Annotated in this window: 26 protein-coding genes and 1 riboswitch; of the genes, 21 read left to right on the top strand and 5 right to left on the bottom strand. The window is 70.9% G+C overall.

Annotated elements, in window-relative coordinates:
* The first annotated feature begins 16 nt into the window (after positions 1-16).
* From pyrF to CHC09_RS31175, 13 genes are all read left to right on the top strand, one after another.
* Complete coding sequence (gene pyrF / locus CHC09_RS31235) at positions 17-847, top strand: orotidine-5'-phosphate decarboxylase (RefSeq protein WP_089296834.1); 831 nt, start codon at positions 17-19, stop codon at positions 845-847.
* Positions 848-1,021: 174 nt separating this feature from the next.
* A complete protein-coding gene (mihF, locus tag CHC09_RS31230; protein WP_067705076.1) occupies positions 1,022-1,339 on the top strand; it encodes an integration host factor, actinobacterial type in 318 nt (105 codons plus the stop codon).
* A 32-nt stretch (positions 1,340-1,371) separates the two neighbouring features.
* Positions 1,372-1,989 carry a guanylate kinase gene (gmk, locus tag CHC09_RS31225; RefSeq protein ID WP_089296833.1) on the top strand — a complete coding sequence of 206 codons (618 nt, stop codon included), beginning with the start codon at positions 1,372-1,374 and terminating at the stop codon, positions 1,987-1,989.
* A 10-nt stretch (positions 1,990-1,999) separates the two neighbouring features.
* Positions 2,000-2,263, top strand: coding sequence for a DNA-directed RNA polymerase subunit omega (gene rpoZ / locus CHC09_RS31220; protein ID WP_067705078.1), 264 nt, complete (start codon positions 2,000-2,002; stop codon positions 2,261-2,263).
* A 102-nt stretch (positions 2,264-2,365) separates the two neighbouring features.
* The gene (gene coaBC / locus CHC09_RS31215; RefSeq protein ID WP_089296832.1) at positions 2,366-3,583 is read left to right on the top strand and encodes a bifunctional phosphopantothenoylcysteine decarboxylase/phosphopantothenate--cysteine ligase CoaBC; all 1,218 of its coding nucleotides are present in this window, start codon (positions 2,366-2,368) and stop codon (positions 3,581-3,583) included.
* Positions 3,584-3,625: 42 nt separating this feature from the next.
* Positions 3,626-4,816, top strand: a complete 1,191-nt coding sequence (gene metK / locus CHC09_RS31210; protein WP_089296831.1) for a methionine adenosyltransferase — start codon at positions 3,626-3,628, stop codon at positions 4,814-4,816.
* Between the two features lie 309 nt (positions 4,817-5,125).
* On the top strand, positions 5,126-5,689 hold the full coding sequence (locus CHC09_RS31205; protein WP_179277356.1) for a histidine phosphatase family protein: 564 nt from the start codon (positions 5,126-5,128) through the stop codon (positions 5,687-5,689).
* Positions 5,690-5,774: 85 nt separating this feature from the next.
* Positions 5,775-7,814, top strand: coding sequence for a primosomal protein N' (locus CHC09_RS31200; RefSeq protein ID WP_179277355.1), 2,040 nt, complete (start codon positions 5,775-5,777; stop codon positions 7,812-7,814).
* A 48-nt stretch (positions 7,815-7,862) separates the two neighbouring features.
* On the top strand, positions 7,863-8,420 hold the full coding sequence (gene def / locus CHC09_RS31195; RefSeq protein ID WP_089296829.1) for a peptide deformylase: 558 nt from the start codon (positions 7,863-7,865) through the stop codon (positions 8,418-8,420).
* Positions 8,421-8,424: 4 nt separating this feature from the next.
* A complete protein-coding gene (gene fmt, locus CHC09_RS31190; RefSeq protein ID WP_089296828.1) occupies positions 8,425-9,351 on the top strand; it encodes a methionyl-tRNA formyltransferase in 927 nt (308 codons plus the stop codon).
* A 55-nt stretch (positions 9,352-9,406) separates the two neighbouring features.
* On the top strand, positions 9,407-10,876 hold the full coding sequence (locus CHC09_RS31185; protein ID WP_089296827.1) for an RsmB/NOP family class I SAM-dependent RNA methyltransferase: 1,470 nt from the start codon (positions 9,407-9,409) through the stop codon (positions 10,874-10,876).
* A gap of 54 nt (positions 10,877-10,930) precedes the next feature.
* Positions 10,931-11,605: a ribulose-phosphate 3-epimerase gene (gene rpe, locus CHC09_RS31180; protein ID WP_089296826.1), complete on the top strand. Its 675-nt coding sequence runs from the start codon at positions 10,931-10,933 to the stop codon at positions 11,603-11,605.
* 1 nt (position 11,606) lies between these two features.
* On the top strand, positions 11,607-12,611 hold the full coding sequence (locus tag CHC09_RS31175) for a GGDEF domain-containing response regulator (protein ID WP_373871977.1): 1,005 nt from the start codon (positions 11,607-11,609) through the stop codon (positions 12,609-12,611).
* A 2-nt stretch (positions 12,612-12,613) separates the two neighbouring features.
* Here CHC09_RS31175 and CHC09_RS31170 read toward each other — a convergent pair whose 3' ends face one another.
* A complete protein-coding gene (locus CHC09_RS31170; RefSeq protein WP_089296941.1) occupies positions 12,614-13,258 on the bottom strand; it encodes a lysophospholipid acyltransferase family protein in 645 nt (214 codons plus the stop codon).
* A gap of 5 nt (positions 13,259-13,263) precedes the next feature.
* Positions 13,264-13,824, bottom strand: coding sequence for a TetR/AcrR family transcriptional regulator (locus tag CHC09_RS31165; RefSeq protein WP_239138595.1), 561 nt, complete (start codon positions 13,822-13,824; stop codon positions 13,264-13,266).
* 110 nt (positions 13,825-13,934) lie between these two features.
* On the opposite strand from CHC09_RS31165, the gene CHC09_RS31160 reads away from it, so the two are divergent.
* The 5 genes from CHC09_RS31160 (at position 13,935) to ribH (ending at position 18,914) form a co-directional block, all read left to right on the top strand.
* Positions 13,935-15,116: an aminotransferase class V-fold PLP-dependent enzyme gene (locus tag CHC09_RS31160; protein ID WP_089296824.1), complete on the top strand. Its 1,182-nt coding sequence runs from the start codon at positions 13,935-13,937 to the stop codon at positions 15,114-15,116.
* Positions 15,117-15,177: 61 nt separating this feature from the next.
* Positions 15,178-15,350: riboswitch (FMN riboswitch) on the top strand.
* A gap of 137 nt (positions 15,351-15,487) precedes the next feature.
* Positions 15,488-16,585, top strand: a complete 1,098-nt coding sequence (gene ribD, locus CHC09_RS31155) for a bifunctional diaminohydroxyphosphoribosylaminopyrimidine deaminase/5-amino-6-(5-phosphoribosylamino)uracil reductase RibD (RefSeq protein WP_089296823.1) — start codon at positions 15,488-15,490, stop codon at positions 16,583-16,585.
* Positions 16,586-17,185, top strand: a complete 600-nt coding sequence (locus CHC09_RS31150) for a riboflavin synthase (protein ID WP_089296822.1) — start codon at positions 16,586-16,588, stop codon at positions 17,183-17,185.
* Positions 17,178-18,386, top strand: a complete 1,209-nt coding sequence (locus tag CHC09_RS31145) for a bifunctional 3,4-dihydroxy-2-butanone-4-phosphate synthase/GTP cyclohydrolase II (protein WP_089296821.1) — start codon at positions 17,178-17,180, stop codon at positions 18,384-18,386. Before CHC09_RS31150 ends, CHC09_RS31145 begins: the two co-directional genes overlap by 8 nt.
* 48 nt (positions 18,387-18,434) lie before the next feature.
* Entirely contained in the window at positions 18,435-18,914 is a 480-nt protein-coding gene (ribH, locus tag CHC09_RS31140) for a 6,7-dimethyl-8-ribityllumazine synthase (RefSeq protein ID WP_089296820.1), read from the top strand.
* A gap of 141 nt (positions 18,915-19,055) precedes the next feature.
* Here the strand turns inward: ribH and CHC09_RS31135 are convergent, their stop codons facing one another.
* Genes CHC09_RS31135 through CHC09_RS31125 form a run of 3 tightly spaced genes read right to left on the bottom strand, consistent with a single transcriptional unit; the run spans position 19,056 to position 21,503 of the window.
* Complete coding sequence (locus CHC09_RS31135; protein WP_089296819.1) at positions 19,056-19,796, bottom strand: amino acid ABC transporter ATP-binding protein; 741 nt, start codon at positions 19,794-19,796, stop codon at positions 19,056-19,058.
* A gap of 1 nt (position 19,797) precedes the next feature.
* On the bottom strand, positions 19,798-20,637 hold the full coding sequence (locus CHC09_RS31130; protein WP_089296818.1) for an amino acid ABC transporter permease: 840 nt from the start codon (positions 20,635-20,637) through the stop codon (positions 19,798-19,800).
* Positions 20,634-21,503 (bottom strand): ABC transporter substrate-binding protein, encoded by an 870-nt coding sequence (locus CHC09_RS31125; RefSeq protein WP_089296817.1) that lies wholly within the window; start codon positions 21,501-21,503, stop codon positions 20,634-20,636. Before CHC09_RS31125 ends, CHC09_RS31130 begins: the two co-directional genes overlap by 4 nt.
* A gap of 77 nt (positions 21,504-21,580) precedes the next feature.
* On the opposite strand from CHC09_RS31125, the gene CHC09_RS31120 reads away from it, so the two are divergent.
* From CHC09_RS31120 to CHC09_RS31110, 3 genes are read left to right on the top strand one after another with little or no spacing between them, the layout of a single operon-like run.
* On the top strand, positions 21,581-21,844 hold the full coding sequence (locus tag CHC09_RS31120) for a phosphoribosyl-ATP diphosphatase (protein ID WP_089296816.1): 264 nt from the start codon (positions 21,581-21,583) through the stop codon (positions 21,842-21,844).
* A 41-nt stretch (positions 21,845-21,885) separates the two neighbouring features.
* A complete protein-coding gene (hisG, locus tag CHC09_RS31115; RefSeq protein ID WP_089296815.1) occupies positions 21,886-22,728 on the top strand; it encodes an ATP phosphoribosyltransferase in 843 nt (280 codons plus the stop codon).
* A complete protein-coding gene (locus CHC09_RS31110; RefSeq protein ID WP_089296814.1) occupies positions 22,728-23,183 on the top strand; it encodes a PH domain-containing protein in 456 nt (151 codons plus the stop codon). The genes hisG and CHC09_RS31110 overlap by 1 nt, the downstream gene beginning before the upstream one ends.
* The last annotated feature ends 288 nt before the right edge of the window (positions 23,184-23,471 follow it).

Raw genomic sequence — 23,471 nt, 5'->3', positions numbered from 1 at the left:
GAGAGGGGTCTGCCCCATGGAAACCTTCGGCGAACGACTGCACGCCGCGATCACTCAGCGCGGTCCGCTGTGCGTCGGCATCGATCCGCATGCCGCTCTGCTGGCTCGTTGGGGCCTCTCCGACGATGTCGCCGGCCTGGAACGCTTCGCCCGTACGGTGGTCGAGGCGCTGGCCGATCGGGTGGCTGTTCTGAAGCCGCAGGCGGCGTTTTTTGAGAGATTTGGGTCACGTGGCGTCGCGATTCTTGAGTCAACTATCCGACAGTCTCGAGAGGCCGGAGCCCTCGTCCTGCTCGACGTGAAGCGCGGCGACATCGGCTCGACGATGGCCGCGTACGCCTCCGCGTATCTCGATCCGGCGAGTACTCTCCGCTCCGACGCGATTACTGTGAGTCCCTATCTCGGAGTGGGTTCATTGCAGCCGGCCTTCGATCTCGCGTCCTCGACCGGTGCCGGAATTTTCGTACTAGCACTGACTTCGAACCCTGAGGGCGCTTCGGTCCAGCACGCCGTCGCGCCTGGTGGGAAGACCGTCGCGCAGACCGTGATCGACGAGATTTCCCAGCTCAACGCGGGTGTGAGCCCGCTCGGAAGTTTCGGCTTGGTGGTTGGCGCGACGATCGGGAAGACCGGTCACGAGCTCGGCGCCGTCAACGGTCCGCTGCTCGCGCCGGGCCTCGGAGCCCAGGGCGCGACCCCCGCCGACCTGCGCGCGGTCTTCGGCGAAAGCCTGCACAACGTGTTGCCGTCGTACTCACGGGAAGTTCTGTCGGCGGGCCCGGAGATCACCGCTCTGCGGGCCGCGGCGGACCGTGTTCTGACCGACTGTCGCACCGCGCTCGGGTGAAACAGCCTGCGTACCGGGCCGGGGAGTGGGGTACCCCCACGTTGCCGAATGCGCCGTTGACCGCTAGTTTTCCCGGCGCCGGGAACCACATGCCCCTTTGGTTCCATGGCACACCACGTTTCACAGAAGCGCCGGTATTGAACCACCGCCGCGTTAGGGACCTGAGGAGAACTGGTGCCGCTCCCGTCACTGAGCCCCGAGCAGCGCGCTGCCGCGCTGGAGAAGGCCGCGGAAGTTCGCAAGGCTCGGGCTGAGCTGAAGGAACAGCTCAAGTCCGGCAAGACCACCCTCGCCGCCGTGCTGGACCGCGCGGAGGGCGACGAGGTCGTCGGCAAGCTGAAGGTCTCGGCCGTGCTTCAGGCGCTGCCGGGCATCGGCAAGATCCGTGCGACCCAGATCATGGAGAAGCTCAAGATCGCCGAGAGCCGCCGGCTCCGGGGTCTTGGCGACCAGCAGCGCAAGGCCCTCCTGGGGGAGTTCGCTGCGAACTGACTCACCGGCTCGTGTAGGAATGAGCCGTGAGCATGGATGACGACGCGCGCCCGGCAGCACGCCTCACCGTCCTTTCCGGCCCCTCCGGGGTCGGCAAGGACAGCGTGATCGAGCTGATCCGGGCGCGCTCGCCTTGGATCCGGTTGTCGGTGTCGGTCACGACACGCAAGAAACGCGACTACGAGACCGACGGCGAGCACTACCACTTCGTGACCAGGTCCGAGTTCCAGCGTTTGATCGACGGCGACCAGCTGCTGGAGTGGGCGGAATTCGCGGGCAACCTCTACGGCACGCCCCGCGCACAGGTCGAGGGCTGGCTCCAGCAGGGCCGGCCCGTTTTGTTGAAGATCGACCTCCAGGGCGCCCGTCAGGTACGGGCCACCATGCCGGAGGCGCTTCTGGTCTTCCTGGCCCCACCGAGCGTCGAGGAGCTGCGGCGCCGGTTGATCGGCCGGGGCACCGACGACGAGGAGACGATCCGCCGCCGGCTGGCCCACGCGGACGAGGAACTCGCCGCCGAGGCCGAGTTCGACGTCACCGTGGTGAACGACTTCGTCGAGCGCGCCGCGGACGAGCTGGTAGGCTTGCTCGGTTCGTCTTTTTTAGCGCCGGCGTCCCTTATCGGACCGGCACCAGCTAACGAGCATTAAGGATTTTTCAGTGGGAACTGTCGCCAACCCCGAAGGCATCACCAACCCGCCGATCGACGAGCTGTTGGACAAGACCTCGTCGAAGTACTCGCTGGTGATCTTCGCGGCCAAGCGCGCCCGCCAGGTGAACGCCTACTACAGCCAGCTCGGCGAGGGTCTGCTGGAGTACGTGGGACCGCTGGTCGAGACCACTCCGCAGGAGAAGCCGCTCTCCATCGCGATGCGGGAGATCAACGCTGGTCTGCTGACCGCCGAGCCGACCGACCACCCGTAACCACCTGCCCTGGTGCCCTCTGTTCGCCGAAAGTGCGGACCGGGGGCACTTCGCATATCCGCTCCCAGTCGTTCTGACTGACGTGAACCCAGGAGTCGTGACGTGACCGAAGTCGTCCTCGGCGTCTGTGGGGGCATCGCCGCCTACAAGGCGTGTGAGCTGCTCCGGCTGTTCACCGAGTCCGGGCACGGCGTCCGCGTGGTGCCGACCGCCTCGGCGCTGAAGATGGTCGGCGAGCCGACCTGGGCCGCGCTCTCCGGTCGCCCGGTCGCCACCGAGGTCTGGGAAGAGGCCCACGAGGTGCCGCACGTGCGGATCGGCCGGGCGGCCGAGCTTGTCGTGGTCGCGCCGGCCACCGCCGACATCCTGGCCAAGGCCGCCCACGGGATCGCCGACGACCTGCTCACCAACACCCTGCTGACGGCCACCTGCCCGGTGGTCTTCGCGCCGGCGATGCACACCGAGATGTGGGAGCACCCGGCGACCCGGGCCAACGTCGAGACGCTGCGCTCGCGGGGCGCGATCGTCATCGAGCCGGCCGTCGGCCGGCTCACCGGCAGGGACACCGGCAAGGGCCGGCTGCCGGATCCCTCGGCGATTTTCGAGTACGCCCTGCGTGTTCTGCATCATGGTGCGAAATCTGATCTTTCGGGCCGGCACGTCGTGGTGACCGCGGGCGGGACCCGTGAACCACTCGATCCGGTGCGTTTCCTCGGCAACCGTTCCTCCGGCAAGCAGGGCTACGCGCTGGCCAGGGCCGCTCTCAGCCGGGGCGCCCGAGTGACTTTGATCGCGGCGAACGTGGGTCTGCCCGACCCGGCCGGTGCCGAATTGGTCCGCGTGGGTACCACCGAGGAGCTGCGCAAGGCCACCGTCGAAGCGGCCGCCTCGGCGGACGTCGTGGTGATGGCCGCCGCCCCGGCCGACTTCCGCCCGGCCACCGTCGCCGAGCAGAAGATCAAGAAGGCCGACGACGGGACGCCGGCGCCGATCACCCTGGTCACGAACCCGGACATCGCGGCCGAACTGGGTGCCGCCAAGCGTCCCGGTCAGCTGCTCGTGGCGTTCGCCGCGGAGACTCACGACGCACTCGAACACGCCCGGGGAAAAATGGTCCGAAAGCGGGCAGATCTCATCATTGTGAATGAGGTCGGCGTCGACCGCGTTTTCGGCCAAGACCGCAACACCGTCACTGTGCTGGGCGCCGACGGTTTTGCCGAAGCTCTCGACGAACTCTCTAAAGATGATGTGGCCGATAGGATTTTTGACCATGTCGTGGACCGGCTGGACAGCCAGGTCGGCGCCGGTCGGTCGCTCTGATTACACTTCCGCGTTACCTGTATTCGACAACTGAGGAGCACCGTGGCACGCCGCCTGTTCACTTCCGAGTCGGTCACGGAAGGCCACCCGGACAAGATCGCTGACCAGATCAGCGACGGGATTCTCGACGCCCTGCTCGCGCAGGACCCGCGGAGCCGTGTCGCGGTCGAGACCCTGATCACCACCGGCCAGGTGCATGTGGCGGGTGAGGTCACCACGCAGGCCTATGCCGACATTCCCAAGATCGTGCGGGACACCATCCTGGGGATCGGCTACGACTCGTCGAAGAAGGGCTTCGACGGCGCGTCCTGCGGCGTGAGCGTCTCCATCGGCTCGCAGTCCCCGGACATCGCGCAGGGCGTCGACAGCGCCATCGAGCTGCGCGAGGGTGACTCCGAGCACATCCTCGACCAGCAGGGCGCCGGCGACCAGGGCATGATGTTCGGCTTCGCCTGCTCGGAGACCCCCGAGCTGATGCCGCTGCCGATCGCCCTCGCGCACCGGCTGGCCCGCCGGCTCGCCACCGCGCGCAAGGGCGGCACGATTCCGTACCTGCGCCCGGACGGCAAGACCCAGGTCACCATCGAGTACGACGGCCTGCGCCCGGTCCGGCTGGACACGGTCGTGGTCTCCTCGCAGCACGCCGCGGACATCTCGCTGGAGTCGCTGCTGACCCCGGACGTGCGCGAGCACGTCATCGCCCCCGAGCTGGAGGGCCTCGGTCTCGACACCGAGGGCTACCGGCTGCTGGTGAACCCGACCGGCCGCTTCGAGATCGGTGGCCCGATGGGCGACGCCGGCCTGACCGGCCGCAAGATCATCGTTGACACGTACGGCGGGTACGCCCGCCACGGTGGCGGCGCGTTCTCCGGCAAGGACCCGTCGAAGGTGGACCGGTCGGCGGCGTACGCGATGCGCTGGGTCGCCAAGAACGTCGTCGCGGCCGGGCTGGCCGAGCGCTGCGAGACCCAGGTCGCCTACGCGATCGGCAAGGCGCACCCGGTCTCGCTGTTCGTGGAGACCTTCGGCACCGAGAACGTGCCGGTCGAGCGGATCGAGAAGGCCATCAAGGAGGTCTTCGACCTGCGGCCGGCCGCGATCATCCGGGACCTGGAGCTGCTGCGCCCGATCTACCAGCAGACCGCGGCCTACGGCCACTTCGGCCGGGAGCTGCCGGACCTGAGGTGGGAGAGCACCGACCGCGCTCAGGACCTGAAGAACGCCGCGTCCTGATCGTCGCTTTCGTGAAGCCGGCGCCCTTTCGGGGCGCCGGCTTTCGCATGTCCGGCGCCGGCCGGAGGCGCGGCAGCGGCCCGGGGCGCGTGAACCTCGCGCGGGAGCGCCACGGGACTCGGCTCGAGCCTGGCCACGGGGCTCCACAGGTCGTACCTCGGAATGGGTCTTGAGGGTTTTGAGATCTTGGCGAGGTCTGGCGGGTCGTCAAGATCTCGTTGGGCCGGGTCTTCGGTGATCCGGGGGACGGTCTTTTGCGTGATTGTTCGCATGAGAGTCCTCGGTGGCCCAAACGGCTACTCTGACGCGATGGCGGCTGTCCAAGGTGAACGGCTGTTCCTGGTCCGGCACGCGAAACCCGTGGTCGACCCGGAAGTGCCGGCTGAGCAGTGGCAACTGGCGCAGGAGAGCCGGGTCGCGGCCCGGCTGATCCGGCTACATGTCAAGCATCCGGCGTACTACGTGGCCAGCAGCGAGCCGAAGGCCGCCCAGACCATGCAGGAGATCGCCGGGGCGCAGCGGGTGGTGACCGACGACGATCTGACCGAGGTCCATCGGCCACACGTCTGGCTGACCGACGAGGACTACCACGGGGCCGCGCTGGCCTACGCGAACGGGCGCTGCCCGGACGGGTGGGAGTCACTGGAACGGGTGATCGAGCGGTTCGACGCGGCCGTGGTGCGGCATGCGGCGGCGGCCGCGGAGCGCGGGCAGACGCTGGTCGTCGGGACGCACGGGCTGGCGCCGACGGTCTGGATGGCCAGTCGCTACCGGCTGGACCCGGATCCGGCGCGGTTCTGGGAGGGTTTGCGCTTCCCGGACATCGTCGAGATCGATCTGCAGAGCCAGACGGTGAGCTGCCTGGCCCACTGATCCGGCGGACCCGGATGGTGAGCTGCCCGGCCCGCTGACCCGGTGCGCCCGGAAGTGTCAGGGGGTCCGGGCAGAATGTTCGGCGATGGCGACCAAGGGTGTGCGAGCGGATCGGGAGCCGGCGGAGCGTCTGCCGGTGGCCCGGGTCTGCGTCGACGTGCAGCTGCCGCACCTGGACCGGCCGTTCGACTACCTGGTCGCCGACGCCGAGGACGAGGCCGCGCAGCCGGGCGTGCGGGTCAAGGTGCGGTTCGCCGGGCAGCTGGTGAGCGGGTTCCTGCTCGCCCGGGCCGAGGCCTCCGAGCACCAGGGGAAGCTGGCCTACCTCGAGAAGGTGGTCTCCCCGGAGCGGGTGCTCGACCCGGAGGTCGCCCGGCTGGCCCGGGCGGTGGCGGATCGTTATGCGGGGAGCCTCGCCGACGTGCTGCGCCTGGCGGTGCCGCCGCGGCACGCCCGCGTGGAGGCCCAGGCCGCGAAGGACCAGGCGAGCGCCGAACCCGACGAGCCGGGAAGCGATGCGGCGGGAAACGACGCGGTGGATGATGACGCGGCGTCGCCGGGGCCCTGGGCGCCCGCGCCGGGCGGCTGGGATTCGTATCCGGCGGGCCCGGCCTACCTGCGGGCCCTGACCGAAGGGCGACCCGCCCGGGCCGTCTGGTCGGCGCTGCCGGGGGAGGACTGGCCGGTCCGGGTCGCGGAGGCGGCCGCCGCGACCGTCGACGGCGGCCGGGGCGTCGTGATCGTCGTCGCCGACGCCCGTGACCTGGAGCGGGTCGACCGGGCCCTGGGCCAGGTGCTCGGCCCGGGGCGGCACGTCGCGCTGAACGCGGCGCTCGGCCCGGCCGAGCGGTACCGGCGCTTTCTCGCCGCCAGCCGGCACCAGGTCCCCGTGGTCGCCGGGACCAGGGCGGCGATCTGGGCCCCGGCCGCCGAGCTGGGTCTGGTGGTGATCTGGGACGACGGCGACGACCTGCACGCCGAGCCGCGCTCGCCCTATCCGCACGCCCGGGACGTGTTGCTCACCCGCGCCCAGCTGGCGGGCTGCGCGGCCCTGGTCGGCGGCTTCGCGCGTACCGGGGAGGCGCAGCTCCTGCTGGAGACCGGGTGGGCCCGGGAGATCGTCGCGGAGCGCGGCGTGCTGCGGCGGCGCCAGCCGGCGATCTCGCCGACCGGGGACGACCCGCAGCTGGCCCGGGATCCCGGTGCGGTGACCGCCCGCCTGCCGAGCCTGGCGTGGCTGACGGCCAAGCAGGCGCTGGAGGCCGGTCATCCGGTCCTGGTCCAGGTCCCGCGGCGGGGTTACCTGCCGGCGGTCGCCTGCGCCGAGTGCCGCAGCCCGGCGCGGTGCCCGGAGTGCTCCGGGCCGCTGGGCCTGCACAGCGCCCGGGATGTGCCGGTCTGCCACTGGTGCGGGCGCTCCTTCCCGGCGTACAGCTGCCCGGTCTGCGGCGAGCGGCGGCTGCGCGCCTCGGTGACCGGGGCCCGGCGCACGGCCGAGGAGCTCGGCCGGGCGTTCCCGAATGTGCCGGTGCGCACCTCCGGCCGGGACGAGATCTTGGACACGGTGCCGGCCGGCCCGGCGATGGTCGTCGCCACCCCGGGCGCCGAGCCGGTCGCCGCCGACGGCTACGGCGCGGTGCTCCTGCTGGACACCTGGGCGCTGCTCAGCCGCGCCGACCTGCGGGCCGCCGAGGAGACCATGCGGCGCTGGCTGAACGCGTCCGCGCTGGCCCGGCCCGGTTCGCGGGGCGGCCGCGTGATCGTGGTCGCGGACGGCTCGCTGGCCCCGGTGCAGGCCCTGCTGCGCTGGGACCCGGGCTGGTTCGCCGCCCGTGAGCTGGCCGAACGCCGCGAGCTCGGCTTCCCGCCGGCGGCCCGGATGGCCAGTGTCACCGGCCCGGCGCCGGCCGTCGCCGAGCTGCTGACCATCGCCGACCTGCCGGACGGCACGGAGCAGCTCGGCCCGGTGCCGGCCGGCGAGGAGCAGGAACGGATGCTGCTGCGGGTGTCCCGGTCCCGGGCCGCCGGGCTGGCACACGCCCTGCACGTGGCCGCCGGGGTCCGCAGCGCGCGTAAGGCGGCGGTCGCGGTACGCATCCAGGTGGACCCGGCCGAGCTCTTCTAAGTCCGTAGACTGGGGCAAGTCGTTTCCAAGATTTAGGAGTTCCGCCGAGTGACCGTCCAGCCCATCCGTCTCTTCGGCGACCCGGTTCTGCGCACCGAGGCCGACCCGGTCGTCGACTTCGACAAGGAACTCCGCAAGCTGGTGAAGGACCTGACCGACACGATGCTGGACGAGGGCGGCGCCGGCCTGGCCGCCCCGCAGCTCGGTGTCGGCCTGCGCGTGTTCACCTTCGACGTCGACGACGTGGTCGGGCACATCGTCAACCCGGTGCTGTCGTTCCCGGACGAGGAGGAGCAGGACGGCCCCGAGGGCTGCCTCTCCATCCCCGGCATCTACATCGACACCAAGCGCCGGCAGAACGTGGTGGCGAACGGTTTCAACGAGCACGGTGACCCGATCCAGCTGGTCGGCACCGGGCTGATGGCGCGCTGCGTGCAGCACGAGACCGATCACCTGGACGGCGTGCTCTTCCTGGACCGGCTGGACTCCGCCGCCCGCAAGGAGGCGATGAAGCAGATCCGCTCCGCCGAGTGGTACGACGTGGCCAAGCCCCCCACCATCAAGGAGAGCCCGCACGGCCGGGGCGTCTTCGGCCTGGGACGGTGACCTGATGCGACTGGTCTTCGCCGGCACGCCCGAGGTGGCGCTGCCCAGCCTGGACGCGATCGCCGCGTCCGGGCACGAACTGCTCGCCGTGGTCACCCGGCCGGACGCTCCCGCGGGCCGGGGCCGTCACCTGGTCCGCTCGCCCGCCGGCGCGTGGGCCGACGAGCGCGGCATCGAGGTGCTGACCCCGGAGAAGCCCCGCGATCCCGAGTTCCAGCAGCGGCTGCGCGATCTGGCGCCGGACTGTGTGCCCGTGGTGGCGTACGGCGCGCTGGTCCCGCCGTCAGCCCTGGAGATCCCCAAGTTCGGCTGGATCAACCTGCACTTCTCGCTGCTGCCCGCCTGGCGTGGCGCCGCGCCCGTGCAGCACGCCGTGCTGCACGGCGACGAGGTGACCGGGGCCAGCGTCTTCGAGCTCGAGGCGGGCCTGGACACCGGCCCGGTCTACGGCACGGTGACCGACCAGATCCGGTTCAACGACACCTCCGGCGACCTGCTGGGGCGCCTCGCCCACGAGGGCGCGGGGCTGCTCGTCGCGGTGCTCGACGCGATCGAGTCGGGTACCGCCCGGGCGCACCCGCAGCCGCGGGACGGGATCAGTCTGGCTCCGAAGGTCACCACCGACGACGCGCGGATCCGCTGGAGCGACCCGGCGTTCGCGGTGGACCGGCGGATCCGGGCATGCACCCCGGCGCCGGGCGCGTGGACCACGCTGCGCGGCGAGCGGCTGAAGCTGGCTCCGGTACGGCCGATCGCCAACGGGCCGCACCTGGAGCCGGGCGAGCTGCGGGTGGAGCGCACCCAGGTGCTGGCCGGCACGGCCACCACCCCGGTGCAGCTGGGCGAGGTCCGCGCGGCGGGCAAGAAACCGATGGCCGCGACCGACTGGGCGCGCGGTATGCGTATCGAAGCAGGGGAAAAGCTCGCGTGATCGACTGCACCGCAGCGAAGCAAGGGCCAGGAGAGCACGCCGAAGGAGACCCGAAGTGACGGAACACAGGGCTTCACGGCCGCACAGCGCCGGCCCACGGCGGCCGGCCGGGCCGGGACATTCGCGTGACGATCGCAGCGGGCGGGCGCCGCGGGCCGGTCGGCCGCCGTCGGACCCGGCGCGGCAGGCGGCGTACGAGGCGATCGCCGCCGTGCACCGTGACGACGCGTACGGGAACCTGGTCCTCTCCGACATCCTCAGCGAGATGGGCCTGCACGGGCGGGACGCGGCGTTCGCCACCGAACTGACCTACGGCACGCTGCGTGCTCTCGGCACCCTCGACCTGATCGTCGCCTCGGCCGCCGGCCGGGACGTGGCCCGGATCGACCCGCCGGCCCGGGACGCCCTGCGGCTCGGCGCCTATCAGCTGCTCTACACCCGGGTGCCGTCGCACGCCGCGGTCAACCAGACCGTCGACCTGGTGCGCTCGGTGGCACCGGCGGCCTCCGGGTTCGCCAACGCGGTGATGCGCACCATCTCCGAGACTCCGCTGGACGCCTGGCTGGAGAAGGTCACCCCGAAGTACGAGGACGACCCGATCGCCAGCCTCGCGGTGCAGCATCATCATCCGCAGTGGATCGTCCGGTCGTTCGCCGAGGCGCTCGGCGGCGATCTGGAGGAGACCGCCCGGCTGCTGATCGAGGACAACCAGCCGCCGGCCGTGCACCTGTGCGCCCGTCCGGGGCGGTCCGACGCGATCGACCTGGCCGACGAGGTGAACGGGGTGCCCGGGGCGTTCTCGCCGTACGCGGTGTATCTGCACGGGGGTGCGCCGCGTGACCTGGCCGCCATCCGGACCGGTCGCGCGCACGTCCAGGACGAGGGCTCCCAGCTGGTCGCGGCGGCGCTGCTGGCCGCCCCGATCGAGGGCCGCGACACCCGCTGGCTGGACCTCTGCGCCGGGCCGGGCGGCAAGACCGGCCTGATCGGTGCGATCGCCGCCGGCCGGGGTGCCGAGGTGACCGCGGTCGAGGTGGCCGAGCACCGGGCCCGCCTGGTCGAGCAGGCCACCGAGGGCATGCCGGTGACGGTCTTCCCGCTGGACGGGCGCTCGGTGGGCCGCGACCCGGACCTGCCCGAGGAGTCGTTCGACCGGGTGCTGGTGGACGCGCCGTGCACCGGGCTGGGTTCGCTGCGGCGCCGGCCCGAGTCGCGCTGGCGCCGGCAGCCGGCCGACCTGCCGCCGCTCACCAAGCTGCAGCGGGAGCTGCTGGTGGCGGCGCTGCGGGCGGTCCGTCCGGGCGGCGTGGTGGCGTATGTGACGTGTTCCCCGCACATGGTCGAGACCCAGGTGACGGTGAGCGAGGGCGCCCGGCGCAGCGGCGTCGAGGTGGATTTCGTGGACGCGCGTCCGCTGCTGCCGCCGGGCATGCCGGGGCTGGGCGCGGGCCCGACGGTGCAGCTGTGGCCGCACCGGCACGGGACCGACGCGATGTTCCTCGCGGTCCTGCGCCGCACCAGCTGACGGGTTGTCCACAGGGCGGTCGGGAGGCTCGGCGTGAGGTCATACACTGCATCGGTGACGCCTTCACCGATCATCGCGCCGAGCATCCTGGCCTCCGACTTCTCGCGCCTCGCCGAGGAAGTGCACGCCATCGAGGGGGCGGCCGACTGGGCACACGTGGATGTCATGGACAACCATTTCGTGCCCAACCTGACGATCGGCCTCCCGGTGGTGCAGAGCCTGCGCAAGGCCACCAAGATCCCGTTCGATGTGCACCTGATGATCAACGACCCGGCGCGCTGGGCACCGGCCTACGCCGAGGCGGGGGCGTACAACGTGACGTTCCACGCCGAGGCCTGTGACGACCCGGTGGCGCTGGCCAAGACGCTGCGCGCGGCGGGGGCCAAGGCGGGGCTGGCGATCGACCGCGACACCCCCGTCGAGCCGTACCTGGAGTTGTTGCCCTATCTGGACACCGTGCTGATCATGACGATCAAGGCCGGGTTCGGTGGGCAGAAGTTCCTGCCCGAGATGCTCGACAAGGTGCGTGACGTGCGGCGCCGCGTCGAGGTCGGTGGCCTCGAGGTCCGCATCGAGGTGGACGGCGGCATCGCGGCGGACACCATCGAGCAGGCCGCCGAGGCGGGCGCGGACGCGTTCGTGGCGGGCACCGCGGTCTATGGGGCTGCCGATCCGGCTGAGGCGGTGCGTAAGCTTCGGGCACAGGCCGCCAAGCACATGGGAATCTGATGTGAGTACCGCCGAGCCGGGGCCCGTGGTCGACGACCTCGGGCTCGACGCCGAGGAGCAACGACCCGACCTGATCCTGGTCGTCGACGACGATCAGGACATCGCGAGTTTCGTCGAGTTCAACCTCAAGGTGCACGGCTTCGACGTGGTCAGCGCGCGGGACGGGCAGGAAGCGCTCGACATCATGGAGACGCACCGGCCGGACCTGGCGATCGTCGACTGGATGATGCCGCGGATGGACGGGGTCGAGCTGATCCAGGCGCTCCGGGCCGATCCGCTGACCTCGGCGCTCCCGGTGATCATGCTGACCGCCAAGAGCATGACCGTCGACAAGGTGGTGGGGCTGACCACCGGCGCCGACGACTACCTCACGAAGCCGTTCGACACCGCGGAGCTGATCGCCCGGGTGTCGACGACGTTGCGCCGCAACAAGGAGTTCCGCGAGGTCTCCCCGCTGACCGGTCTGCCCGGCAACGCCCGGGTGCGCCGGGAGATCAATGACCGGATGCGGGCCGGCGGCGACTACTCGGTCGGTTACATCGACATCGACAGGTTCAAGAGCGTCAATGACGTGTACGGCTTCGACCGCGGCGACGAGTTCATCATCGCGATGGCGCGCAGCCTGCAGCGGGCCAGCGCGTCGACCGGGAAACCGTCGATCTTCCTCGGCCACATCGGCGGCGACGACTTCGTGTTCATCTGCCACCCCGATCAGGTGTTGCCGCTGACCAAGAGCATGGTCACCGACTTCGAGTCGGCCGCCGACCGGCTCTATGACCAGAAGGACGCCCGGCGCGGCTACATCGAGGTTCCGGATCGGCGCGGCGGCAAGCAGCGGGCCGCTCTGGTCACCCTCTCGATCGGGGTCGCGCAGGCGACCGCCGGGGGCCGTCAGTTCAACGACCCGCGGACGGTGATCGCGGTCGCCTCCGAGATGAAGAAGGTCGCGAAGTCGCAGCCAGGCTCCTACGTCGCCATCGACCGCCGCCGCGAGGCGGAGAGCTAGCGTCAGCCCACTCGGGCGGGTGCGTAGGACGGGACGTACTCCTGGCCGGTGAGGGCCTGGATCCGCGCGATCAGCTCGTCGGTGAGCCGGCGGGCGTCCGCCGCCGATCCGACCTCGACCGGCAGGGCCGGGCCGAAGGTCAGCGACACCGCGTGCCGCCGGGGAAGACGGCGACCGGCCGGCCGGATTTGATCGGTGCCCCGCAGCCCCACCGGAACGATGGGAACGCCGGCCTGGGCGGCGAGCCGGACGGCCCCGGTCCGGCCCCGGTAGAGCCGCCCGTCGGGCGACCGGGTGCCCTCGGGGAAGACCGCGACCAGACCCCCGCCGCGCAGGATCGGTACCGCCGCGTCGAAGGCGGCCAGGACGGCCCGGCCACCGGCGCGGTCGACCGGAATGGCGCCCATGCCGGTCACCACCCGCCGGGTCAGGCCGGAGGAGCGGAAATACTCCGCCTTGGCCCAGAAGGCGATGTGCCGTGGGGTGTTCACGCCGAGGAAGAGCTGGTCGGCGATGGCGTGATGGTTGGCGCACAGGATCGCGCCGGAGTCGGCGGGCAGGTTCTCCAGCCCGGTCACGGTGGTCGGCCAGAGGCCGCGCAGCAGGCCGCCGAGGGTGCGATGGGCGGCGGCGTAGAGGGGTGGCATCCGGGTCACGGCTGGCCTTCCGGGTCGGGCCCGAGATGGGCGGCGAGGATCGCGTCGATGAACGGCGCCGGGTCCGCGGCTCCGGCGGCGAGGGTCAGCGATCCCCAGTTCCAGAGCTCCGCGGTTCCGTGCAGGGCGGCCCAGATGGCGCCCGCGGTGATCTCGGCGGGCGGGCCCGGGTCGGGGCGGGCGGCGGTGACCAGCTCGACCAGGAGGTGGAAGAGGGGGACGGACGCGTCGCGCAGTCCCAGCCGGCCACCGCTCTGCAGGATGTCGTGGCGGAACATCAGCTCGAACATGCCGCGGTTGGCGGCCGCGAATCGTACGTAGACCCGGGCCAGCACGGTGATCCGCGCGCGCGGAGCCGGCCCGGCGGCCCGCAGCGCCGCCTCCACCTCGGCGGAGAGGTCGGCGAAGCCGGACCTGGCGATGGCGGAGAGCAGCGACAGGTGGGTCGGGAAGTAGCGGCGCGGAGCGCCGTGGGAGACGCCGGCGCGGCGGGCAATCTCACGTAGTGAGAGAGCGCCCGGCGCTTCGGTGCGCAACAACTCGGCCCCGACGCGCACCAGTCGATCGTGTAAGGCGTCGTCAGGAGGCATAGACACTGTCTACCAGAGCGCCGTAGACAGTGTCTACGGCAGGTGCGCCGAGCCCCCGGTTCTGACAATCTGCGGGTATGGACGTCGACGCGCTTCGGGCCGGCACGCCCGGCTGCCGCCACCGGATTCACCTCAACAACGCGGGTGCGGCGCTGATGTCGCAGACGACCCTGGACGCCGTCGTCGGGCACCTGCGACTGGAAGCGGAGATCGGCGGCTACGAGGCGGCCGGCGCGGCCGCCGGCCGGGTAGCCGCGGTCTATTCCGGGCTGGCCGAGTTGCTCGGCGGGCGGGCCGACGAGATCGCGCTCTTCGACAACGCGACGCACGCCTGGCAGGCGGCGTTCTACGCGGTGCCGCTGCGGGCCGGGGACCGGGTCCTGACCGGGCGCAACGAGTACGGCAGCAACGTCCTGGCCTACCTGCAGGCGGCGCGGCGGGTGGGCGCCGAGGTCGTGGTGGTGCCGAACGACGAGCACGGGCAGATCGACACACAGGCCCTCGCCGCGTTGATCGACGACCGGACGAAACTGATCGGCCTGACCCACGTGCCCACCGCGGGTGGCCTGGTCAACCCGGCCGCCGCGGTGGGGCGCGTGGCCCGGGCGGCCGGCGTGCCCTACCTGCTGGACGCCACGCAGTCGGTCGGCCAGTTCCCGGTCGACGTCACGGAGATCGGCTGTGACCTCCTCTGCGGCACCGGGCGCAAGTTCCTGCGCGGGCCGCGCGGCACCGGCTTCCTCTGGGTGCGCGACGGGATCCTGGACCGGCTCGACCCGCACATCGTGGAGATCCAGTCGGCGGAGTGGGACGGCGCGCGCGGCTTCGGGTGGGTGCCGGGGGCGCGGCGGTTCGCCACCTGGGAGCTCAACTACGCGGCGGTGCTCGGCCTGGGCGCGGCCGTGGACCAGGCCCTCAACCTGGGGCTGGTGGAGATCGGCAAGCGCAACGCGGAGCTCGGCGACCGGATGCGCGGCCTGCTCGAGGACACCCCCGGCGTGACCGTCTACGACCTCGGCCGCGAGCAGTGCGCGATCGTCACCGCGAAACTCGACGGGGTGGCGTCCGAGCGGGTGGTCGCCCGGCTGGCCGAGTACGGCGTGAACGTCACCAGCACCGTGCCGGCACACCAGCAGTTCGACACCGAGGACCGCGACCCGCCGCCGCTGGTCCGCTTCTCGCCGCACTACTACAACACCGAGGACGAGGTCGAGCACGCGGCGGCCCTGGTAGGGGCCATGGTCGACAAGCCGGTGTGAGATCCGCGACGCCTGGGGTGGCAAATCCGCGAGCGCGTGCAAGACTCGGGGTTAACCCACCACGCGCTGGCGGGACTCGGTGAAATTCCGAACCGGCGGTGATCCGCTGCGAAAGCAGCGGTAAGCCCGCGACCCGGACGCCTCCTAGGCGGCCGGTGGACCTGGTGAGACTCCAGGGCCGACGGTTGATCGGGCGAAAGCTCGGTCAGACAGTCCGGATGGGAGACAGCGCGCGGAGTCGGACGGGTGTGCCCTGATCAGGGCCGCATCCGGACCGGGGCGCGCGAAGCGTACCCTCGGTGTCCGATTCCTGGCGTCTTCTCCCAAACCTGTCGCGCGTGACTAGACCGCGCGAGAGGAATGCGACGCAGATGGTGACCGAGGACGAGGCGATGCGCCGCGCGATCGCGCTGGCCGCCCGGGGCCTCGGCACGACCAGCCCCAACCCGGTGGTCGGTTGCCTGCTGCTCAGCGCCGACGGCGAGGTCGTCGGCGAGGGCTTCCACGCGTACGCAGGTGGCCCGCACGCCGAGATCGTCGCGCTCGCCCAGGCCGGCGAGCGGGTCCGCGGCGGCACCTGCGTCGTCACCCTGGAGCCCTGCAACCACACCGGCCGCACCGGCCCCTGCTCGGAGGCGCTGATCCAGGCCGGCCTGCGCCGGGTGGTGATCGCGGTGGACGATCCGAACCCGGTCGCCTCCGGTGGCGCCGCCACCCTGCGGGCCGCCGGCCTCCAGGTGGCGACCGGGGTGCGCCGGGCCGAAGCGGAGCTGGGCAACATCGCCTGGCTGACCGCCGTGCGCCGGTCCCGCCCGTTCGTGACCTGGAAGTTCGCCGCCACCCTCGACGGCCGCTCGGCCGCCGCCGACCGCACCAGCCAGTGGGTCAGCTCGGCCGAGTCCCGATTCGACGTGCACGCGCTGCGCGGCACGGTGGACGCGATCGTGGCCGGCGTCGGCACCGTGCTCGCCGACGACCCGCAGCTGACCGTCCGTGACCTGCGGGACGGCTCGCTCGCCATCAAGCAGCCGCTGCGAGTCGTGGTCGACTCCGAGGGGCGCACCCCGGAGAACGCCCGCGTCCGTGACGCCGCCGCGCCCACCTGGATCGTCACCGCGGCCGAGGCCGGTCGTGGGCCGGACGGCCGGGTCGACCTCAACGCCGTGCTCACCGGCCTCTACGCCCGCGGCGTCCGTAGCGTCCTGCTGGAGGGCGGCCCGACCCTGGCCGGCGCGTTCCTCGCGGCCGGCCTGGTCGACCGGGTGATCGGCTACGTCGCGCCGAAACTGCTCGGCGCCGGGACCTCCGCCCTGGTCGACGCGGGTGTCGGCACCATCGCCGACGCCATCGAGCTCGACTTCACCGACATCGCGCAGATCGGGGGCGACCTGCGCTTCACCGCCACGCTCCGCCAAAAGCCATCCGACCACCCCATCCACCACCCACAAGCGGATTGGAAGGCCAACTGAATGTTCACGGGCATCGTCGAGGAGTTGGGTGAGGTCATCAGCCTCACCGAGGGCAATGAAGACTCCGCCGTCATCGCCGTCCGGGGACCGCTGGTCACCTCGGACGCCCGCGACGGCGACTCGATCGCCGTCAACGGGGTCTGTCTCACCGTCATCGACAACGTCGACGGCGTTTTCACCGCGGATGTGATGGGCGAGACCCTGCGGCGCTCCTCCCTGGGCGCGCTGAAGGTCGGGGGCAACGTGAACCTGGAACGGGCCGCCGCGCTCGGCAGCCGCCTCGGCGGTCATCTGGTGCAGGGCCACGTGGACGGGGTGGCGAAGCTGGTCGGCCGGGAACCCGCCGACCAGTGGGAGGTCGTGACCTTCTCGCTCCCCGCGGAACTGGCGCGCTACGTGGTCGAGAAGGGCTCGATCACGGTGGACGGGGTGTCGCTGACCGTCATGACGGTCACCGACGACACGTTCGCGGTCGGGATGATCCCGGCCACCTCCAAGCACACGGTGCTGGGCAGCAAGGCCATCGGCGAGCCGGTCAACCTCGAGGTCGACGTGATCGCCAAGTACGTCGAGAAGATGCTGGGGAGCCGCAATGTCTGAGAGCATCGAGCGCGCGATCGCCGAGATCCGGGCCGGTCGCCCGGTGATCGTGGTGGACGACGAGGACCGGGAGAACGAGGGCGACCTCATCTTCGCGGCCGAGCACGCCACCCCGGAGCTGGTCGCGTTCATGGTCCGTTACACCTCCGGGTACATCTGCGTGGCGATCACCGAGGCCGAGGCCGATCGGCTGGACCTCCCCCCGATGTACCACACGAACCAGGACAAGAAAGGCACGGCGTACGCGGTCGCCGTCGACGCCAGGCACGGCGTGAGCACCGGCATCTCCGCCGCCGACCGGGCCCGCACCATCAACCTGCTCGCCGCGGCGAGCACCGAGCCGACCGACCTGTCGCGCCCGGGGCACGTCGTTCCGCTGCGGGCCAAGGCCGGCGGCGTGCTGCGTCGCCCGGGCCACACCGAGGCCGCGATCGACCTGGCGGTGCTGGCCGGGTGCCGTCCCTCCGGCGCGCTCTGCGAGATGGTCAACGACGACGGCACCATGCAGCGCCGCCCCGACCTGGAGAAGTTCGCGATCGAGCACGACCTGGTGCTGGTCAGCATCGCCGATCTGGTGGCCTACCTGCGGGAGCGGAACGGCAAGCAGGTCGAGCGGGTCGTGGAGACGGTCCTGCCGACCGAGCACGGTGTCTTCACCGCGGTCGGTTACCGCTCGCAGACCGACAACGGCGAGCACGTCGCCCTGGTCTACGGCGACCTGGCCGACGGTGAGGACGTGCTGGTCCGGGTGCACTCCGAGTGCCTGACCGGGGACGTCTTCGGCTCCCGGCGCTGCGACTGCGGCCCGCAGCTGGACGCCGCCCTGGAGCGGGTCGCCACGGCCGGCCGCGGGGTGGTGCTCTACATGCGCGGGCACGAGGGGCGGGGCATCGGCCTGCTGCACAAGCTGCAGGCCTACCAGCTGCAGGATCGCGGCTTCGACACGGTCGACGCCAACCTCGAGCTCGGCCTGCCGGCCGACGCCCGCGATTACGGCGTCGGCGCGCAGGTCCTGTACGACCTGGGCGTGCGGTCGATGCGGCTGCTCACCAACAATCCGGCGAAGCGGGCCGGCCTGGAAGGATATGGCCTGCGGGTCACCGGCCGGGAGTCGCTGCCGGTCCGCCTGCACCCGGAGAACGTGCGCTACCTGCGGACCAAGCGGGACCGGATGGGCCACCTCTTCGAGGCGTTGGGCTGACTCGGGCCGATTCTGCGGTGATGATGACGACGATAGAGGGGGAAGATCATGGCCGGCTTCGGTGATCCACACACCCAGCCCGTCGACGCGGCCGGGCTGCGGCTCGGCATCGTCGGCTCGCGCTGGCACAGCGACCTGGTCGATCACATGGTCGAGCGGGCGAAGGCGGCTGCCGAGGCGTGCGGCGTCACGGAGATCCACGTGGTCCGGGTGGCCGGCTCGGTCGAACTGCCGGTGATCGCGCAGGCGCTAGCGAAGCGTTGTGACGCGGTGGTCGCCCTCGGCGTGGTGATCAAGGGCGAGAGCCAGCACTTCGAATACGTCTGCGACGCCGTCACGGCCGGCCTGACCCGGATCGCGCTGGACGAGCGGACGCCGGTCGCGCAGGGCGTGCTCACCGTGCACAGCCTGGGCCAGGCCCGGGACCGGGCGGGTCTGGCGGACTCGATCGAGGACAAGGGCTGGCAGAGCACGATCGCCGTGCTCGACGCCGCACTCGCCCTCCGCGAGGTCCAGAAGCTGGGCTAGCTGTGCTTATCGGCGTCGCCTTCGGCTCGCGGGCATTGCGCCCTTGGCGGCCGACGTCGAGAGGCCCGAAAAAGACCACGGCTCCGCCTAGCCTTTTTCGGGCCTCTCGACGTCGGCGGGCGCAATGCGTTTGTGGCTGGGCTACAACCGGCCGGCCTCGATGATGCGGGACAGGAACTGACGGGTGCGCGCTTCGACGGGGTCGCCCAGCACCTGTGATGGCGGCCCCTGTTCGAGGACCCGGCCGGCTTCCAGGAAGGCGACGCGGTCGGCTACCTGCTTGGCGAAGCCCATCTCGTGGGTGGCCAGCACCATGGTCATGCCCTCGCCCTTGAGGTCGCGGATCATCGTGAGCACCTCGCCGACCAGCTCCGGGTCGAGCGCCGAGGTGACCTCGTCGAGCAGCAGCAGCCGGGGGCTGTTGACCAGGGCGCGCACGATCGCGACACGCTGCTGCTGGCCGCCGGAGAGCCGGTCCGGGTAGGCGTCGGCCTTGCCGGCCAGGCCGACCCGCTCCAGCCACTGCACGGCCTGGTCGCGAGCCTCGGCGGCGGGCCGCTTGTGCACCCGGACGGGCGCCAGCGTGATGTTGTCCAGGACGGTCATGTGCGGGAACAGGTTGTAGGACTGGAAGACCAGGCCGATCTTCTGCCGTACGAGATCGGGGTCGGCCCGGGGGTCGGTGATCTCCTCGCCGTCCAGGTGGATCGTCCCGTCGTCGATCTCGGCGAGCAGGTTCACGCAGCGCAGCAGCGTCGACTTGCCCGAGCCGGAGGCACCGATCAGTGCCACCACCTCGTGCTCCGCGACGTCCAGGGTGAGGTCGTCGAGGACCACGTGGTCGCCGAAGACCTTGCGCACGTTCTGGCAGGAGAGCACCACGTCAGGTCCCCGCGTTCTGGCGGCGGGCCGCGCGCAGCGTCACCCAGTCGGTGACCGCGATCAGCGGCAGGGCGAGAAGGACGAAAAGAACACCGGCGACGATGTACGGCGTGAAGTTCGCCGACTGGGCCACGCCGATCTGCGCGGCCCGGATCGCGTCGATCGGCCCGGCCAGCGAGATCAGCCCGACGTCCTTCTGCAGCGCGACGACGTCGTTGAGCAGCGCCGGAGTGACCCGCCGGACGGCCTGGGGCAGCACCACGTGACGCATGGTCGCTCGGTAGCCGAGACCCAGCGACCGGGCCGCCGCCACCTGGCTGGGATGCACCGACTCGATGCCGGCCCGGAACACCTCGGCCAGGTAGGCCCCGTAGGTGATCACGATCGCCGCCCCGCCGAGCACCAGCACGTCGGGGGTGCCCTGCAGCCGGAGGCCGGGGATGCCGAACGCGAACAGGTAGATCACGATGATCAGCGGCAGGCCGCGGAACGTGTACGTGTAGCCGGTGGCCAGCGCCCGTACCGGAAAGAAGACCGCGCCCCGCATGGTGCGCAGCACCGCGATCAGCAGCCCCAGCGCGAGCGCCAGCACCGCGCAGAAGACGAGCAGCTGCAGGTTGAGCCAGAGGCCGGTCAGGATGTCCGGAAGGAACTTCCGGGCCACGTCCGGGTCGAAGAACGACTGCCTGACCCGCGGCCAGCCGGGTGACCCGGTGATCCCGACGGCGAGCAGCGTGCCGACGACGGCGGTGGAGAGAGCGGCGAGCAGGACCGAGCGGATCGCCTGCCGGCGACGGAAGGCGATCCGCTCCTGCTGTCGAGCGCTTGGTGCATGGGTCACTTGAGTTCGGGTGCTCCCGCGTCGGACAGCCAGGTCTTCTCCAGCGCCGAGAGGGTGCCGTCCTGGCGCAGCTGATCGACCACCGTGCTGACGCAGCCGGTCAGCTTCGAGCCCTTGTCCAGCACCAGGCCGAACTGCTCGGGCACACCGACCTGCGGCAGCTGGCCGACGATGACGCCGTCCTTCAGCTCGGCGCCGGTCATGTAGAACGCGGTGGGCAGGTCCACCACGATGCCGTCGACGGTGCCGTTCTCCAGCGCCGCCTTGGCGTCGTCGTTGCTGTTGAACACCGACGGCTTGGTGGTCGGCTTGATGATGTCGGTGATCGCCTGGTAGCTGGTCGTGCCCACCTGGGCGCCGAGCTTCGCGCCGGCCAGGTCGGCCAGCGACTTGGCGCCAGCGATCTTGGACTTCTTGGTGGTGATCACAGTCTGCCGGACCAGGTAGTACGGCGAGGAGAAATCGACCGCCTGCTTGCGCTCGTCGGTGATGGAGAACTGGTTGATGTCGAAGTCGAACTTCTTGGGCCCCGGCGCGATGGCGTTGTTGAACGTCACCGGTGTCCAGACGACCTTGTCCTTCGGGTACCCGAGCCGCGCGGCCACCTGGTAGGCGACCGCGGATTCGAAGCCCTTTCCGTTGTCGGGCTTGTTGTCGGAGAACCACGGCTCGTACGCCGGGTTGTCCGTGCCGACGGTGAGTTTGCCGCTCGTCACCGTGGTGAGGGCGCCGGACGGGCAGGCGTCGGCCACGGTGGCGGGGGATGCGGACGTGGTGGTGTCGTCCTCGACCGGGGAACAGGCCGTGACGGTGGCGAGCGCCAGCGCGGCGCCGCTCACGAGGAGTGGGGTGAAACGGCTGACCATGCGGGCAGCTTAGAAGACGTCCCACGGGCTGGGGTCGTTCGTAGTCAAACCGTGAAGAGCTGCAACAATCGGTTCCCGTGAAGACGTTCGAAGAACTGTTCGCCGAGTTGCAACGCAAGGCGGCGGAGCAGACCCCTGGTTCGGGCACGGTCGCCGCGCTCGAACGCGGAGTCCACTTCATCGGGAAGAAGGTCGTCGAGGAGGCGGCCGAGTCCTGGATGGCCGCCGAGCACGAGGGCCCCGAGCGGGCCGCCGAGGAGCTCTCGCAGCTGTTCTACCAGGCACAAGTTCTGATGATCGCTACCGGTCTCGAGCTCAAGGACGTGTACCGACATCTCTGACGTGCGCCCCGACCCGTCCGTGAGAACGAAGGAGCACGTCAATGCTGCGTATCGCCATTCCCAACAAGGGCACTCTCTCCGCGCCGGCCTCCCAGATGCTGAAGGACGCGGGCTACCGTCAGCGCACCGATCTCAAAGACCTGGCCTGCCGTGACGAAGCCAACAACGTCGAGTTCTTCTACCTGCGGCCGCGCGACATCGCGACGTACGTCGGCTCGGGTGATCTGGATCTCGGCATCACCGGCCGGGACCTGCTGGTCGACTCCGGGGTGCCGGCCAACGAGCTGCTCGACCTGAAGTTCGGCGGCGCCACGTTCCGCTGGGCCGCCCCGGCCGGTTCGCTGACCTCGGTCGACCAGATCGGCGGAAAGCGGATCGCCACCGCGTACCCCGGGGTGGTCAACAGCTACCTGGACGAGCACGACCTGAAGGCCGAGGTGGTCCGGCTGGACGGTGCGGTGGAGAACGCGGTCCGGCTCGGGGTCGCCGACCTGATCGCCGACGTCGTGGAGACCGGCGCGACGCTGCGCCAGGCCGGCCTGGTCACGCTCGGCGAACCGCTGATGCGCTCGTCGGCGGTGCTGATCGGCCGGCTGGCCGAGCCCCCGACCGGCGCCTTCCAGCTGCTGCGGCGACTCAACGGTGTGCTGGTCGCCCGCAACTTCGTGATGCTCGCCTACGACGTCCGGGCCGACCTGTTGGAGCAGGCCACCGGCCTGACCCCGGGCATCGAGTCGCCGACCGTCTCGCCCCTGCACCGGGAGGGCTGGGTCGCCGTGCAGGCGATGGTCCAGCGCAGCCAGGTGCACCGGGTGATGGACGAGCTGTACGAACTCGGCGCCCGTGCCATTCTGGTAACCGATATCGCGAACTGCAGGTTGTGATGGCTGACGTGATCTACCGCCCACAGAAGATCCGCTGGGTCGCCGGCTCGCTGGCGGGCGCCGTGGTGGTGCTCTTCACCGTGCTCAGCTTCGGACTGCACGGCCAGGCCGGCTTCGAGAACGCCGGCCAGGTCGGCTCGGGCAGCTTCCAGCGCGGCGACCAGGCCGCCATGATCGGTCTCGGGGTGCTGATCGGCCTCGGCATCCTGACGTTCTGCCGGCCCCGGGTCACGGCGGACGACCAGGGTGTGCACGTGCGCAACGTGATCGGCGGCTACGACCTGCCGTGGACCGTGGTCCGCGCGGTGCGGTTCGACCGCAACTCGCCCTGGGCGCAACTGGACCTGCTCGACGACGAGCAGGTGTCGATCCACGCGTTGCAGGCGGTCGACAAGGACTACGCGGTGGACGGGGTTCGTACCCTCCGGGCCTTGCATTCGTCCTCCAAGGCATGACCGGCCGAGCAATGGCCGGGAGGGCGTGCCGAGGCAGCTCAGGGGCCTGATAGACTGGCGGGCAGTCGACCACGTCCTGCCCTTGGGCAGGGCGCGAAAGAGGAGCCCGCTGGTTCCCACCCGAGTCATTGACTATGGCCGGGTCCGGTCACCCGAGCAGGGAATATTTCCTGTACGGGGCGCGTCCTCCCTTGGACGCCGATGACCGGTCGAGCGGGCCTCGGCATGCGCTTCTGAGCTTTCTGGCTCGGTGCGCGGCCGAGGTCTTCTGCTTTCCCGGCCGCTTCC

This window comes from Actinoplanes regularis, assembly GCF_900188005.1.
In the GTDB taxonomy this organism is placed as follows: domain Bacteria; phylum Actinomycetota; class Actinomycetes; order Mycobacteriales; family Micromonosporaceae; genus Actinoplanes; species Actinoplanes regularis.
This window is presented reverse-complemented; position numbering and strand designations above follow the sequence as displayed.

What these genes read in the sequence shown, in the direction of transcription:
- pyrF (WP_089296834.1), top strand. Translation starts at nt 17, where the DNA reads ATGGAAACCTTCGGCGAACGACTGCACGCCGCGATCACTCAGCGCGGT.
- gmk (WP_089296833.1), top strand. Translation starts at nt 1,372, where the DNA reads ATGGATGACGACGCGCGCCCGGCAGCACGCCTCACCGTCCTTTCCGGC.
- CHC09_RS31205 (WP_179277356.1), top strand. Translation starts at nt 5,126, where the DNA reads ATGGCGGCTGTCCAAGGTGAACGGCTGTTCCTGGTCCGGCACGCGAAA.
- CHC09_RS31200 (WP_179277355.1), top strand. Translation starts at nt 5,775, where the DNA reads ATGGCGACCAAGGGTGTGCGAGCGGATCGGGAGCCGGCGGAGCGTCTG.
- fmt (WP_089296828.1), top strand. Translation starts at nt 8,425, where the DNA reads ATGCGACTGGTCTTCGCCGGCACGCCCGAGGTGGCGCTGCCCAGCCTG.
- CHC09_RS31170 (WP_089296941.1), bottom strand. Translation starts at nt 13,258, where the DNA reads ATGCCACCCCTCTACGCCGCCGCCCATCGCACCCTCGGCGGCCTGCTG.
- CHC09_RS31160 (WP_089296824.1), top strand. Translation starts at nt 13,935, where the DNA reads ATGGACGTCGACGCGCTTCGGGCCGGCACGCCCGGCTGCCGCCACCGG.
- ribD (WP_089296823.1), top strand. Translation starts at nt 15,488, where the DNA reads ATGGTGACCGAGGACGAGGCGATGCGCCGCGCGATCGCGCTGGCCGCC.
- CHC09_RS31150 (WP_089296822.1), top strand. Translation starts at nt 16,586, where the DNA reads ATGTTCACGGGCATCGTCGAGGAGTTGGGTGAGGTCATCAGCCTCACC.
- CHC09_RS31145 (WP_089296821.1), top strand. Translation starts at nt 17,178, where the DNA reads ATGTCTGAGAGCATCGAGCGCGCGATCGCCGAGATCCGGGCCGGTCGC.
- ribH (WP_089296820.1), top strand. Translation starts at nt 18,435, where the DNA reads ATGGCCGGCTTCGGTGATCCACACACCCAGCCCGTCGACGCGGCCGGG.
- CHC09_RS31125 (WP_089296817.1), bottom strand. Translation starts at nt 21,503, where the DNA reads ATGGTCAGCCGTTTCACCCCACTCCTCGTGAGCGGCGCCGCGCTGGCG.
- hisG (WP_089296815.1), top strand. Translation starts at nt 21,886, where the DNA reads ATGCTGCGTATCGCCATTCCCAACAAGGGCACTCTCTCCGCGCCGGCC.
- CHC09_RS31110 (WP_089296814.1), top strand. Translation starts at nt 22,728, where the DNA reads ATGGCTGACGTGATCTACCGCCCACAGAAGATCCGCTGGGTCGCCGGC.